Here is a 14,419-nt window from a genome sequence, read left to right as displayed (position 1 = left end):
TCCTGGTCCGGAGAGCCCCGGACCCAGGAGCAAACACCGCCCATCGAACCATGGTTGACGCCGAGAGGGTGCAGGCGCGGTGACGGGCAGGCAGGTAGTCCTGGACCGGTGAACCCCGGACCCAGGAGCAAACACCGCCCACCGACCCATGGTTGACGCCGAGAGGGTGCAGGCGCGGTGACAGGTGGGCAGGTGGGCCTGGACCGGTGAACCCCGGGCCCGGGAGCAAACACCGCCCACCGACCCACGGTTGACGCCGAGAGGGCGCGGGCGCGGTGACGGGCAGGCAGGTAGTCCTGGACCGGTGAGCCCTGGGCCCGGGAGCAAATACCGCCCACCGGCCCATGGTTGGCTCCGGCAGGGGGGGCGGGCGCGGTGACAGGTGGGCAGGTGGTCCTGGACCGGAGAGCCCCGGGCCCAGGAGCAAACCCCGACCACCGACCCATGGTTGACGCCGGGAGGGGGCGGGTGTGGCGGGCGGTGGGTGGCGTGGTGTGGGTCAGGTTTCTGCTCGGTCGGGCAGGGGCGTCCCGGGAGCGGGGTCGGTCGGGTACGGGGCCGGGGCCGGGTGGGGGGTCGGGGTGGTGGTGGGCCGGGAGGTGGCGGGGGTGGTGGTGGGCCGGAGTGTGGCGGGTGCGGGGGTGGGGTGGGGCGGGTGGTGCAGGGCCGCGCGGGCGATCGCGTCCGCGTCGGTGAGGGTCACCGAGTTGACGCCGGGGCGGATGCCCGCGGCCGTCACCCAGTGCACCGCTTCGGTGGGCACCCCGAAGGCGTAGCGGTGCGGGTGCGGGCGGCCCGCCGCGTCGATCAGGCGGAAGGGGCGCGGTGTGACGGCCAGCCCGTCGCTGTCGAAGGGCTGTACGCCGCGGGTGCGGATGCGGTGGGCGGTGCACTGGCCGGTGGCCAGCAGGTGGCGCAGCAGCCGGTCCTCGGTGCGGCGCAGCGTGATCGCGGGCAGCCGGGCCTCGACGACCGCGTCCACCTCCCGCGCCGAGTCGGGCACCAGCGGGGAGGCGGCGGTGCAGCGGCCGTGCTCCACCTGCACGCGCAGGCCGGGGCCGATCACGTCCAGCACCCCGGCCTCGATCAGCGCGGTCATCTCCTCCACCCGGCGGGCCGGCGGGCCGATCGACAGGTGCGCGTTGAGCGGCGTGTACCAGCCGTCCAGGTCGGTGCGGTGGGAGTCGCCGTCCAGGCCGCCGTGGTCGACGGCCAGGCGGATCTCGTTGCGCAGGTCCCGCAGTACGTCCAGGGCCGCCTTGAGGGGCCCGCTGACGTTGCCCGCCCGCGCCTCGGCCACGTCCTGGCGCAGCTGGTCCAGGAGCCAGCCGGTGAAGTCGTGCGGGCCGGTGAACTCCCGGTCGCGCCAGGGGCGGGCCAGCAGCTCCCAGTCCAGGCGGTCCTTCTCGCCGATGCCGTACTCCTCCAGCACCGCCCGCAGGTGCCGCTCCCCCGGCGGGGCGGCCAGGCAGGCGGCCTCCAGCTGCCGGGCCGGCAGCGCCTCGCCGCGCGAGCGCAGCAAGGTGGCGTAGTAGACGGCCTCCGCCTCCCGGGCGATCAGCGGCCACACATCGCGCCGGAAGTCCAGGCCGCCCACGGCGTGTTCGCGGCGCAGCACGGCGATGCGCCCGGCGGTGAGCAGGCGCGGCTCGTGGCGGCCGTGCGGGCCCTTCTCGTTCTCGCCGCGCGCCTGGTAGGGAACGCCGCGCCGCGATCCCGCGTACAGCTGCGGCTCGCGGCCCGAGGCCTGGTAGTACAGCCGGCCACCGCGGCGGGTGAAGGTGCCGCCGCGGCCGGCGGTGAGCCGGGCCAGGTAGTCGAAGAAGTTCAGGCCCAGGCCGCGCAGCAGCACCCGCATGCCCGGCGCCAGCGCGCGCAGGTCCACATCGGCGGGGTTGGCCGGCGCCAGGTGGGGCAGCCCCGCGGCGCGGGCGCGGCCGGCGAAGGCCCGCTCCCCCGCGTCCGCGCCGGCCGGCAGGTGGCCCTGGCACAGGATGACCGCGTCCAGTCCGCCGAGCACCGTGCCGTCCGCCAGCCGCACCCGCTGCCGCCCGCCACCGGACGGCCCCGTACCTGTGGGGGGTTCGTCGTCCAGCGCGACGGCCAGGCCGCGGTGGAAGGTGACACGCACCCGGGCGGGCGCGCCGCGCACCACGCGCCGGCACACCCAGCGCAGGTAGTGGCCGTAAAAGGCGCGGGTGGGATACGTGTCGGGGCCCAGCGCGCGGGCCTGGGCCACCACCTCCTGCGGGTAGGCGTCGCCGAGCTGCCCGGCGGCCAGCGCGAGGGCCCACTCGTGCAGGCTGGGCCCCGGCTCCAGCGGCCCCGCAAGGTCGACGCTGGCATCGGTGAACACCGAGATCTGGCCGGCCACGGTGTTCATGAGCAGGTGCGGGGACTGGTCGGTGCGCCACACCCGGCCGGGGCCGGGCGGGCAGGGGTCGATCACATGGATGCGGAGGGGGCCGTCCTGCGGCCGCAGGCGGGCGTTGGCGCACAGGCGCTCGAGTACGGACAGGCCGCGCGGTCCGGCACCTACCACGCACACCGTGCGGGGGCTCGCTGTCATGTCTACCGTTTCTGCTGGTCACGCAACGGGGCGAGGACCACGGGACACCGCGCGGGCCGCCGCCCCTGAAGCGGGGTGGCAGGACTGCGGGGCCGGGTCCGGGCCTGGCGCCGAGCCGGGCTCGGCGGCAGGCGTGCGCACGCCCCGCCGGCCCGGGCAGACCTCACCCCTGGGCGGCGGACCACACCCGGCACGCCGGATGGGCGGCGGGAGGGTGTGGGCGTACGGCGGCGCGTGCGGGAGGGGAAGACGGGCGGCGGGGGCGGCGGCGGGCGGTGTGCCGCGCCGCGGGTGCTCCCCGCGCGTCCCTCCTGCGCCGGCCGTCAGCCGCTGTCGCGGGGCGGACGGTAGCCGTTCACCATGCGCGCCGGGTCGGCCCCGCGGCCGCACGGCCGCCTCCCCCGCGCGTCAGCAGAAACAGAACCGGATCATCGCCGAAGGGGCGGGGGCCGGTGCAAGGGCGGGCGGACACAGCGGAGCCGGGACCGGTGCCGGTCCCGGTGCCGGTCCCGGTGCCGGGGGCAGTGCCGGGGCCAAGGGCGTACACGGTGCTGGCGGTGTTCATGTGCCTGCTCCTCTCGCCTGTCCGTACACGGATACGTGGATGGTGCCGGGATACGTGGATGGTGCGGGGATGGTGCCGGGATACGTGGATGGTGCCGCCGGGTACCGCCGGGTGACGCCGGGGGTGGATGCCGGGGGTCAGGAAGCGGTGCGGGGGGTCAGGAGGTGGCGCGGGGGCCGCCGGTGCGGCGGGCCGTCAGCGGCAGGACCCAGGTCTGCTGCGCGCCGGCCGCGTGGAGGCGGCGGGTGACGGCGCCGGCCTGGTCGCAGGGGACCAGCGCGATCATGCAGCCGCCGAGCCCGCCCCCGGTGATCTTGGCGCCGAGGCTGCCCGCGGCCAGCGCCGCCTCGACCAGCGCGTCGATGCGCTCGGTGCTCAGCCGGGCCTCGCGCAGCAGGTGGTGATAGGCCGTCAGGTAGGGGCCGAGGTCGTCGGGGGTGTCCTGGGCCAGGGCGTGGCGGGCCCGGTCGGTCAGCAGGGCGGCGCGGCGCAGGAAGTGGTGCCGGCTGCCGGGGTGGCGGGTGAAGCCGTCACGCAGCCGGGTCACCGCGTCCTTGGTACGGCCCACCTCGCCGCTGTCGGCCACGATGAACAGCCCTTCGCAGCCCACCTCCAGGTCCTGGGCGGCTCCCTGCTGGAACAGCAGCGGGCCGGGCGCGCCCACGGCGGTGGCATCGACGCCGCTGGCCCGGCCGTGGGCCACGTTCTCGGCGCTCTGCACCAGGTCGAAGACCGTGCGCGCATCGACCTCGCGGCCAAAGAGGTCGGCCAGGGCCAGGACCACGGCGCGGGCGCACGCGGCGCTGGAGCCCAGGCCGCGGCCGGGCGGGATCGCGCAGTCCAGGATCACCTCCAGGTGCACGTCCGCGGCCACGTCCATGGCGGTACGGAACTCCGCGGCCAGCTGCCGCAGCCCGTCGGAGGCCTCGGTGGCCACCGGCCGGGAGGGGGAGCCGGTCATCGTCAGGGACACCCCGCCGGCGGCGGCGGGGCCCGGCGCGGACCAGCCGGCGCTGGCCGTGACCGCCAGCTGCGGCACCGGCAGTGCCAGGGCGGGCGCCCCGTACACCACGGCGTGCTCGCCCAGCAGGATCGTCTTGGCGTGGGCGCGGCCGACCCCGACCGTGCGGGCCCGGCGGGCGGCGGGGGCGGCGTCCGGGGCCGGGGCCGGTGGTGTCAACGCGCTCAGCTCCCCTGGTGTTTTCCGCATGGAGATCGCATCGTCCAGACTTCTCGGAAGGAATGAGGAAACGCAGACGTACGACGGGTACGTAAAAGGCGTAGCAGGGCGCAGCGGTAAGGCCCGTCCGGTGCTGCGCCGTGCCGATCCGGCTGCCGGTCCGGTCCGGGGGCGTATTCGCCTCACCGGTTGCGGATACGGGGCGCCCCGGCCCAATCCCCCGCCGCGGCAGGGTATTTGGGCAGGGTGGATGCACCGGAATAGTGACACGCGGGATGAGGCTGCGCCTAGGGCGCGTGGGGGTGGTGTGGGTCACGTGAGGCTGAAAAGCCCGTACCGCCCCCGGGGCAGGACCCGGGGGCGGTACGGGCAGAACAAACCGTCGGCCATCGGCCGCCGAAAGGCGTTATGGCAGCACGGTGTTACGGCATTGCGGTGTTACGGCATTGCGGTGTGACGGCATTGCGGTGTTACGAGGAGACGCCGGTGGCGGCGGGCTTGTCGGCCGCTTCCGCGTCGGGCTCCGCCTCGGCCTCGGCGAGCACGTTGCGCGGCACCGCGTCCACCTTCTGCATCAGGACGACGACGAGCACCGCGGCGACGGCCACCAGGATGGCGCCGACCTGGAAGGCCCGCGAGGTTCCGTCGGACTGTGCGACGGTGGGGATGACGCCGTCGCCGATGTGGTCGGTGGTGTAGCGGATGGCCAGCGGCACCAGGGTGGCCAGGCCGAGCGCGCCGCCGATCTGCTGCATGGCGGTCTGCACGCCGGAGGCCAGGCCGGAGTCCTTGCCGGTGACCTGGTAGAGCGCGCCGTTGACCAGGGCCGGGTAGCACATGGCGCTGAACAGGCCGAAGACGATCATGCCGGGCAGGACGCCGTTGAGGTAGGTGGAGTCGGACTCCAGGGTGGAGGCGACGACCAGGCCCGCGGCCGCGCCGCCGAAGCCGATGGCCAGGACCGCCTTGACGCCGATGCGGGGCATCAGGCCGGAGGCGGCGCCCATGCCGGCGCCCATCGCGAAGGCCAGCGGCACCACGGCCATGCCCGACTTGATCGCGGAGTACTCGAGGACGTCCTGCATGTACATGATCAGCAGGAAGGCGTAGCAGTGGAAGCTGGCCAGCAGCGCCAGGGTCACCACGTTGGAGGTGACGCGGGTGCGGTTGGTGAAGAAGCGGATGGGCACCATCGGGTCGGGGGTGCGCGTCTCCCAGACGGCCGCCAGGAGCAGCACGGCGATGCCGCCGAGCAGCGGGATCAGCACGGTCGAGGAGCCCCAGGAGTGGTCGGCGGCCTTGATCAGGCCGTACACGACGGCGACCAGGCCGCCGGTGATGGACAGCGCGCCGACGACGTCGACACGGCGGCCCTCGCGCTCCATGCGGCTCTCGGGCATGACCTTGGGCACCAGGATCAGCGCGGCGAGGGCGATGGGGATGTTGATGTAGAAGATCCAGCGCCAGTCGACGTATTCGGTCAGGGCGCCGGAGACGACCGAGCCGATTACGCCGCCCAGGGCGGCGGTGCCGCCCCATACGCCCAGCGCCTTCATCCGCTCCTTGGCGTCGGGGAACAGCACGGGGATCATGCCGAGCGCGGCCGGGCCGCACAGCGCCTCGCCCAGGCCCTGGACGAAGCGGCTGGAGACCAGCATGCCGGAGGACATCGCGGCGCCGCAGGTGGCCGAGGCGACACCGAAGAAGATGACGCCGACCATGAAGATCTTGCGGCGGCCGTACATGTCGGCCAATCGGCCGCCCAGGAGCAGGAATCCGCCGGCCATCAGCACATAGCCGTTGATGACCCAGGCGAGGTCGCCCTCGGTGGAGAAGGTCAGATCGCTCCTGATTTCGGGAAGCGCGACGAGCACAATCGTGACGTCCATGACGAGCATGAACTGAATGGCGGCCAAAATGGCCAGCGCTTTCCAGCGCCGCGGGTCGCCGACGGGGGCTTCCGCCCCGCCCGTGGACTCTTTGTCGAGAGTACTCATGGCCTGATTACTTCCTCCGAATAAGTGCGACCCAAGAAGGCCGTCCGCGCGGACATTCCGGCCGGCGCCGGTGAGTGGCCCGCGCCCGCGGTGCGCGGGTTGGCGCCGTCTCCACCGGTACGACGATGCAGCCCTCCGGAATGTGAGGGGGAGTTCGCGATTCCGCCCCCGCCGGGGGGGGGCGGGGCGGTGCGGGCGGGGTCAGCCGGTCAGGTAGCGCTGGATGGTGGGCGAGACGAGGGCGACGACGTCGTCGACGGAGGCGGAGGCGATCGGCTCCAGCTTCACGACGTAGCGCAGCACGGCCACGCCCCACACCTGGGCCTGGGCGGCGTTGATGTTCATCGGCGGCACGCCGAGCGCCCTGGCCACCTCCTCGAAGTCCTTGGGGGGTTGTCCGTCGTCGAGGGAGGCGGCCAGCTGCTGGAAGATCTGGCGGGACATGAAGTCGCGCATCTGCGCGGCGCCCTGGTCGTCGGCGAACACGGCGCTGAAGGCGCCCAGGAGCTGCGGGCGGGCCTGGGGGTCCTCCCATTTGGACAGGGCGGCCCGCAGCAGGCCCTCGGCGAGCCGGCCGCGTTCGCCGGTGAGCGAGGCCGCTCCGGCCTCGGCGAGGGCGTCCCCGATGTCGCTCAGGGCGTTGGGGCCTTCGGCGGCGGCTGTGGACATCGCTCCTCCTGGTGAACGGGGGCCCGCGCTGTGGGTGTCGGGCCCCGGTCGGGCGTGCGGTGGTGCCGGTCTTCGGGAAGAGCGGCCATCGTCGCCCATGGCCGCTCTTGAGCCGCTCAATGTCCGCTCGAACCGGCCGGGCGGTCGCCGCGGGTGGCGTGATCCGTGCGGACCGGGGCGCGCCCCCGCCCCCGTGCACGGGGGCGGGGCGGGGTGGACTGCCGCCGGAGCCGGGCCGGTTGGGGGGCTGCGGCCCCGGCGGCGGGGGTCAGTCGATGCCGCGCACGACGTTGGGCTCCCCGGTGTCGTCCTCGTCGATGCCGGCGAGCCGGAGCGGCGGGGTGCCCGGAACAGACAGGGCCAGGCCCGGTCCGGGCGGCCTGGTGTCCTCCTCTTCGGTGTCGTGCACGTGCTCCTCCTGTTCCGGCGGCCGGGGGCCGGTCCGTGTCAGTAGCGGTAGTGATCGGGCTTGAAGGGGCCGTCGACCTCGACGCCGATGTAGGCGGCCTGTTCCGCGCTCAGCGTGGTGAGCTTCACGCCCAGCGAGTCGAGGTGGAGGCGGGCGACCTTCTCGTCCAGGTGCTTGGGCAGCACGTAGACACCGGTCGGGTAGGCCTCCTGCTTGGTGAACAGCTCGATCTGCGCCAGCGTCTGGTCCGCGAACGAGTTCGACATCACGAACGACGGGTGCCCGGTGGCGTTGCCCAGGTTCAGCAGACGGCCCTCGGACAGCACGATCAGGACCTTGCCGTCCGGGTGGGTCCAGGTGTGCACCTGCGGCTTGACCTCGTCCTTGACGATGCCCGGCAGCTGCGCGAGACCGGCCATGTCGATCTCGTTGTCGAAGTGACCGATGTTGCCCACGATCGCCTGGTGCTTCATCCGGGCCATGTCCGCGGCCATGATGATGTCCTTGTTGCCCGTCGTCGTGATGAAGATGTCGGCGCTTTCGACGACCTCGTCGAGCGTGGTGACCTGGTAGCCGTCCATCGCCGCCTGCAGCGCGCAGATCGGGTCGATCTCCGTGATGATCACCCGGGCGCCCTGGCCGCGCAGCGACTCCGCACAGCCCTTGCCCACATCCCCGTAACCGCAGATCACCGCGGTCTTGCCGCCGATCAGGACATCGGTGGCGCGGTTGATGCCGTCCACCAGCGAGTGGCGGCAGCCGTACTTGTTGTCGAACTTCGACTTGGTCACCGCGTCGTTCACGTTGATCGCCGGGAACAGCAGCTGGCCGTCACGCTGCATCTCATACAGCCGGTGCACACCGGTGGTGGTCTCCTCGGTCACCCCGCGGATCTCCGAGGCCAGCTGGGTCCACTTCTGCGAGCCCTCGGTGATGGTGCGGTTCAGCAGCTGCAGGATGACGCGGTGCTCGTCGTTCTCCGCGCTGTCGACGGCGGGAACCTTGCCCGCCTTCTCGTACTCGACGCCCTTGTGCACCAGCAGGGTGGCGTCCCCGCCGTCGTCCAGGATCATGTTCGGGCCGCCGGTGGGCGTGTTCGGCCAGGTCAGCGCCTGCTCCGTGCACCACCAGTACTCCTCCAGGGACTCGCCCTTCCAGGCGAACACCGGAATGCCCTGCGGGTCCTCCGGCGTGCCGGTGGGACCCACCGCGATCGCGGCGGCCGCGTGGTCCTGGGTGGAGAAGATGTTGCAGGACACCCAGCGGACCTCGGCGCCCAGCGCGACCAGGGTCTCGATGAGCACCGCGGTCTGCACCGTCATGTGCAGGGAACCCATGATGCGGGCCCCCGCCAGCGGCTGGGAGGCCGCGAACTCCTTGCGGATCGACATCAGACCGGGCATCTCGTGCTCGGCCAGAGTGATCTCCTTGCGGCCGAAGGCCGCCAGGGACAGGTCGGCGACCTTGAAGTCGTGGCCGTCAGTGGTGGGCTGCGAGGTCATGCGGGGTGCTCCTTGAGTTCGTGACGTTGCGGTGGATCTCGAGGGTGGCCGTCGAGCGGTTGAGGGTGATGTAGTGCAGGCCGGGGGCGCCTTCGGCCAGCAGCTGCTGGGCCATCGTGGTGGCGTGCTCGACGCCGATGCGGTGTCCCTCGGCGGGGTCCTCGCGGGCGGCGTCCAGGCGGTGGGCCAGCTGTTCGGGGAAGGCGGCGCCGCTGAGCTGGGCGAAGCGGCTGATCTGGCGCACGTCGGTGGCCGGCATGATCTCGGGGATGATCGGGGTGGTGCAGCCGGCCGCGGTGACCTTGTCGCGCAGGCGCAGGTAGTCCTCGACGTGGAAGAACATCTGGGTGATGGCGTAGTCGGCGCCGGCCCGGCACTTGGCGACGAAGTGCTTGATGTCGCTGTCCCAGTCGGCCGAGCGCGGGTGGCGTTCGGGGAAGGCGGCCACGCCGACGCTGAACTCCCCCGACTCCTTGACCAGGCGCACCAGTTCGTGGGCGTGGGTCAGGCCCTGGGGGTGGGCGGTCCAGGGGGCGCCGGGGTCGCCGGGCGGGTCACCGCGCACCGCCAGGACGTCGCGGACGCCGGCGTCGGCGTACTGGCCGATGATGTGGCGCAGTTCGGCCACCGAGTGGCCCACCGCGGTCAGGTGGGCGACGGGGCGCAGGGTGGTTTCGGCGGCGATGCGTTTGGTGACTTCCACGGTGCGGTCGCGGGAGGAGCCGCCGGCGCCGTAGGTGACCGAGACGAAGGTGGGGGCGAGGGTTTCGATGCGGCGGATGGCCTTCCACAGGGTGCGGGCGGCGGCGTCGCTCTTGGGCGGGAAGAACTCGAAGGAGAAGCTGGGGGTGTCCTGGTCGATGAGGTCGCGCAGGGCGGTCATGGCCGGCCTCCGGCGTTGAAGTAGCTGGCCTGGGGGTGATGCAGGACGATGGCGTCGGTGGACTGCTCGGGGTGGAGCTGGAATTCCTCGGAGAGCTGTACGCCGATCCGCTCGGGCCGCAGCAGGGCGGCGATCTTGGCGCGGTCGGCGAGGTCGGGGCAGGCCGGGTAGCCCAGGGAGTAGCGGCAGCCCTGGTACTGGGTGCGGAACATGCCCTCGACGCTGTCCGGGTCGCTGCCGGCGATGCCGAGTTCGGCGCGTACCCGGGCGTGCCAGTACTCGGCGAGGGCCTCGGCGAGCTGGACGGACAGGCCGTGCAGTTCGAGGTAGTCGCGGTAGGAGTCGGCGGCGAACAGTTCCGCGGTGGCCTCGCCGATCTTCGAGCCGACGGTGACGACCTGCAGCCCCACGACATCGGTCTCGCCGGATTCCTCGGGGCGGAAGAAGTCGGCCAGGCACAGGCGTCGCCCGCGCGGCTGGCGGGGGAAGGTGAAGCGGGTGTGCTCGGCGCCGGCCTCGTCCAGCAGGATCAGGTCGTCGCCCTTGGCAACGCAGCGGAAGTAGCCGTGGACGACGGCGGCTTCGAGCAGGCCCTCGGTCTGTACCCGCTCCAGCCAGCCGCGCAGCCGGGGCCGTCCCTCGCTCTCGACGAGCTCCTCGTAGGAGGGCCCCTGGCCGGTGCGGTCTTGTTTGAGCCCCCACTGGCCCTTGAACAGGGCGCCCTCATCGAGCCAGGAGGCGTACTCCTTGAGCTGGATGCCCTTGATGACGCGGGTGCCCCAGAACGGGGGCGTGGGCAGCGGGTTGTCGACGGCCACATCCGAGCGGGAGGGACCCTCGGCCTCCTCGACGGCCACCGGCGCCTCGCGCTTGGGCACACGGCGCTGCTTGAGCTCGGGCAGGCTCGCCCCGGGCACACCCCGCTTCACCGCGATCAACGCGTCCATCAGACGCAGGCCCTCGAACGCGTCGCGGGCGTAGCGCACTTCGCCTTCGTAGATCTCGTGCAGGTCCTGCTCGACGTAGGCGCGGGTCAGCGCCGCCCCGCCCAGGATGACCGGGTAGTCCGCGGCCATCCGGCGCTGGTTGAGCTCCTGAAGGTTCTCCTTCATGATCACCGTGGACTTGACCAGCAGCCCCGACATGCCGATCACATCGGCCCTGTGCTCCGCCGCGGCATCCAGGATCGCCGCGACCGGCTGCTTGATCCCCAGATTGACCACGTTGTAGCCGTTGTTGGACAAAATGATGTCCACCAGGTTCTTGCCGATGTCATGGACGTCACCACGGACGGTGGCCAGCACGATGGTGCCCTTGCCCTCGTCGTCCGTCTTCTCCATGTGCGGCTCCAGATGCGCCACCGCCGTCTTCATCACCTCGGCGGACTGCAGCACGAAGGGCAGCTGCATCTGCCCGGACCCGAACAGCTCACCGACGACCTTCATGCCCTCCAGCAGGATGTTGTTGACGATGTCCAGCGCCGGAGTGTCCTGGAGCGCCTCGTCGAGGTCGGCCTCCAGACCGTTCTTCTCCCCGTCGATGATGCGCCGCTGCAGACGCTCCTCCAGCGGCAGCGCGAGGAGCTCCTCGGCCTTGCCCGCCCTCATCGACTTCGTGGAGACCCCCTCGAAGAGCTCCATGAGCCTCTGCAGCGGGTCGTAGCCCTCCGCACGCCGGTCGTAGATCAGGTCGAGTGCGACCGTGACCTGCTCCTCCTCCAGACGCGCGATCGGCAGGATCTTCGAGGCGTGCACGATCGCCGAATCCAGGCCCGCCTTGACACACTCGTGAAGGAAGACGGAGTTGAGCACGACCCGCGCGGCCGGGTTCAGACCGAAGGAGATGTTGGACAGCCCCAGCGTGGTCTGCACCTGCGGGTGACGCTTCTTCAGCTCCCGGATCGCCTCGATGGTGGCGATGCCGTCCCCCCGGGACTCCTCCTGGCCGGTGCAGATGGTGAAGGTCAGGGTGTCGATGAGGATGTCCGACTCCTGGATGCCCCAGGTGCCGGTCAGGTCCTCGATCAGCCGCTCGGCGATGGCGACCTTGTGCTCGGGAGTACGCGCCTGGCCCTCCTCATCGATGGTCAGCGCGATCAGCGCCGCACCGTGCTCCCGGGCCAGCGCGGTGACCTTCGCGAAGCGGGACTCGGGCCCGTCCCCGTCCTCGTAGTTCACCGAGTTGATGACCGCCCGGCCGCCCAGCTTCTCCAGACCCGCCCGGATGACGGGGAGCTCGGTGGAGTCCAGGACGATGGGCAGGGTGGAGGCGGTGGCGAAGCGGCCCGCGAGTTCCGCCATGTCCGCCACACCGTCACGGCCCACGTAGTCCACACACAGATCCAGCATGTGCGCGCCCTCACGGATCTGCTCCCGCGCCATCTCCACACAGTCGTCCCAGCGGGCCTCAAGCATCGCCTCACGGAACTTCCTCGAACCGTTGGCGTTGGTCCGCTCCCCGATCGCCATGTACGCGGTGTCCTGACGGAAGGCAACCGTCTGGTACAGCGAGGCGGCGCCCGGCTCGGGGCGCGGGGTGCGGGCGGGCGGGGTCAGGCCCCGGACCCGCTCCACGACCTGGCGCAGGTGCTCCGGAGTCGTCCCGCAGCAGCCGCCGACCAGCGAGAGACCGTAGTCGCGCACGAAGTTCTCCTGCGCGTCGGCCAGTCCGTCGGGATCCAGCGGGAAGTGCGCGCCGCCCTTGGTCAGGACGGGCAGCCCGGCGTTGGGCATGCACAGCAGCGGGATGCGGGAGTGGCGGGCCAGGTAGCGCAGGTGTTCGCTCATCTCGGCGGGGCCGGTGGAGCAGTTCAGGCCGATCATGTCGATGCCGAGGGGTTCGAGCACGGTCAGCGCGGCGCCGATCTCGGAGCCCAGGAGCATGGTGCCGGTGGTCTCGAAGGCCAGGGAGCACACCAGCGGCAGGTCGAGGCCGGCCCGGTCCAGGGCGCGGCGGGCGCCCAGGAGGGCGGCCTTGGTCTGCAGGAGGTCCTGGGTGGTCTCCACGATGAGGAGGTCGGCGCCGCCGTCGATGAGGCCTTCGGCGTTGGCCTGGAAGCCGTCGCGCAGGGTGGCGAAGCCGGTGTGGCCCAGGGTGGGGAGTTTGGTGCCGGGGCCCATCGAGCCCAGGACGAAGCGCTGTTGTCCGGTGGCGGCGGTGAACTCGTCGGCGACCTGGCGGGCGATGCGGGCGCCGGCCCGGGAGAGTTCGGTGATGCGGTGGGCGATGTCGTACTCGCCAAGGGCGGCGTGGTTGGCGCCGAAGGTGTTGGTCTCCACGCAGTCCACGCCGGCCGCGAAGTACTCCTGGTGCACCGAGCGCACGATGTCGGGGCGGGTGACGTTGAGGATCTCGTTGCAGCCCTCGAGCTGCTGGAAGTCCTCAAGGGTGGGGTCCTGTGCCTGGAGCATGGTGCCCATCGCGCCGTCGGCCACCACCACGCGGGTGGCCAGGGCCTGGCGCAGGGCGGCGGCGCGGGCGCGGGGCGTGGGGTTCACAGGGTCCTCACGATCCGCGCCTCCAGGGCGCGGGCGGCGCCGGCTCCGTAGGTGTGCTCGATGCGGGCCGTCAGGTCGGCGGGGATGAGCTTGTACTCCTGGGTGCCGACCGATTCCAGGACGGTGGTGGCCAGGGCGCAGCCGAGCTGGGCGGCGCGTTCGTGGGGCAGTTGCCAGGCGGTGCCGGCCAGGAAGCCGGCGCGGAAGGCGTCGCCGGCGCCGGTGGGGTCGGCGATCTTGCCGGTGGGGACGGCGGGCACGGGCAGCGGGGGGCAGCCGGCGCGGGCCAGTGTGACGCCGTCGGCGCCCAGGGTGGTGATCCAGGTGCCGACGCGGTCCAGGATCTGCTGTTCGCTCCAGCCGGTGCGCTCCTGCAGCAGGGCGGCCTCGTATGCGTTGGTGAACAGCCAGCGGGCGCCGTCCACCAGGCGGCGGGCCTGCTCGCCGTCCAGGCGGGCCAGTTGCTGGGAGGGGTCGGCGGCCACGGGGATGTTCAGGCGGTGGGCGGTGGCGGTGTGGCGCAGCATGGCGGCGGGGTCGTCCGCGCCGATCAGGACGAGGGCGGGGGCGGTGCCGGCGGTGACGGCGGCCAGGTCGATGTGGGCGGCCTCGGCCATGGCGCCGGCGTAGAAGGTGGCGATCTGGTTCTGGTCCTGGTCGGTGGTGCACACGAAGCGGGCGGTGTGCAGGGTGTCGCTGACCTGGACGGCGCCGGTGTCCACGCCGTGTTCGCGCAGCCAGTGGCCGTACTCGGCGAAGTCCAGGCCGGCCGCGCCGATCAGGAGGGGGTCCAGGCCGAGCAGGCCCAGGCCGAAGGCGATGTTGGCGCCGACGCCGCCGCGGCGGACCTCCAGGCGGTCGGCGAGGAAGGACAAGGAGACCCGCTCCAGCTGTTCCTTGAGCAGCTGTTCGGCGAAGCGTCCGGGAAAGACCATCAGGTGGTCGGTCGCTATCGATCCGGTCACGGCGATACGCACGGCAGGGCACTCCTTGACGCTGGGTGGGTCGGCGGTGTGGCCGGCGCCCCGCCCCCCCCGGGGGGGGTGCCGGGCGGGGCACGGCACGGGGGGGGGCGGGTGGCCGGTGGCCGAAGCGGGGCGGGGGTGATGAGTGGTGAGGGCCCCGGGACCCGGGCCCCGGGGGGGCGG

At 72.4% G+C, this 14,419-nt stretch carries 9 protein-coding genes; all 9 read right to left on the bottom strand.

Annotated features, from left to right (window positions below; translation table 11 throughout):
• Nucleotides 1-499: 499 nt before the first annotated feature.
• The 9 genes from NOO62_RS38470 to NOO62_RS38430 all read right to left on the bottom strand — a co-directional run bounded on the left by NOO62_RS38470 (nt 500) and on the right by NOO62_RS38430 (nt 14,248).
• Complete coding sequence (locus tag NOO62_RS38470; protein WP_268768904.1) at nt 500-2,569, bottom strand: FAD/NAD(P)-binding protein; 2,070 nt, start codon at nt 2,567-2,569, stop codon at nt 500-502.
• A gap of 722 nt (nt 2,570-3,291) precedes the next feature.
• Nucleotides 3,292-4,344, bottom strand: coding sequence for a mevalonate kinase (gene mvk, locus NOO62_RS38465; RefSeq protein WP_268768905.1), 1,053 nt, complete (start codon nt 4,342-4,344; stop codon nt 3,292-3,294).
• Between the two features lie 440 nt (nt 4,345-4,784).
• Nucleotides 4,785-6,311 carry an MFS transporter gene (locus tag NOO62_RS38460; RefSeq protein WP_268768906.1) on the bottom strand — a complete coding sequence of 509 codons (1,527 nt, stop codon included), beginning with the start codon at nt 6,309-6,311 and terminating at the stop codon, nt 4,785-4,787.
• Nucleotides 6,312-6,512: 201 nt separating this feature from the next.
• Nucleotides 6,513-6,980: a hypothetical protein gene (locus NOO62_RS38455; RefSeq protein ID WP_268768907.1), complete on the bottom strand. Its 468-nt coding sequence runs from the start codon at nt 6,978-6,980 to the stop codon at nt 6,513-6,515.
• A gap of 268 nt (nt 6,981-7,248) precedes the next feature.
• Nucleotides 7,249-7,389: a hypothetical protein gene (locus tag NOO62_RS38450; protein WP_268768908.1), complete on the bottom strand. Its 141-nt coding sequence runs from the start codon at nt 7,387-7,389 to the stop codon at nt 7,249-7,251.
• A 38-nt stretch (nt 7,390-7,427) separates the two neighbouring features.
• Nucleotides 7,428-8,891 (bottom strand): adenosylhomocysteinase, encoded by a 1,464-nt coding sequence (gene ahcY, locus NOO62_RS38445; protein WP_268768909.1) that lies wholly within the window; start codon nt 8,889-8,891, stop codon nt 7,428-7,430.
• Nucleotides 8,869-9,774, bottom strand: a complete 906-nt coding sequence (gene metF / locus NOO62_RS38440; RefSeq protein WP_268768910.1) for a methylenetetrahydrofolate reductase [NAD(P)H] — start codon at nt 9,772-9,774, stop codon at nt 8,869-8,871. Before metF ends, ahcY begins: the two co-directional genes overlap by 23 nt.
• Nucleotides 9,771-13,271: a methionine synthase gene (gene metH / locus NOO62_RS38435; protein WP_268768911.1), complete on the bottom strand. Its 3,501-nt coding sequence runs from the start codon at nt 13,269-13,271 to the stop codon at nt 9,771-9,773. The genes metF and metH overlap by 4 nt, the downstream gene beginning before the upstream one ends.
• Nucleotides 13,268-14,248, bottom strand: a complete 981-nt coding sequence (locus NOO62_RS38430) for a carbohydrate kinase family protein (RefSeq protein ID WP_268768912.1) — start codon at nt 14,246-14,248, stop codon at nt 13,268-13,270. Before NOO62_RS38430 ends, metH begins: the two co-directional genes overlap by 4 nt.
• Nucleotides 14,249-14,419 lie beyond the last annotated feature (171 nt).

The sequence above is a fragment of the Streptomyces sp. Je 1-369 genome (genome assembly GCF_026810505.1).
Lineage (GTDB): Bacteria > Actinomycetota > Actinomycetes > Streptomycetales > Streptomycetaceae > Streptomyces.
This window is presented reverse-complemented; position numbering and strand designations above follow the sequence as displayed.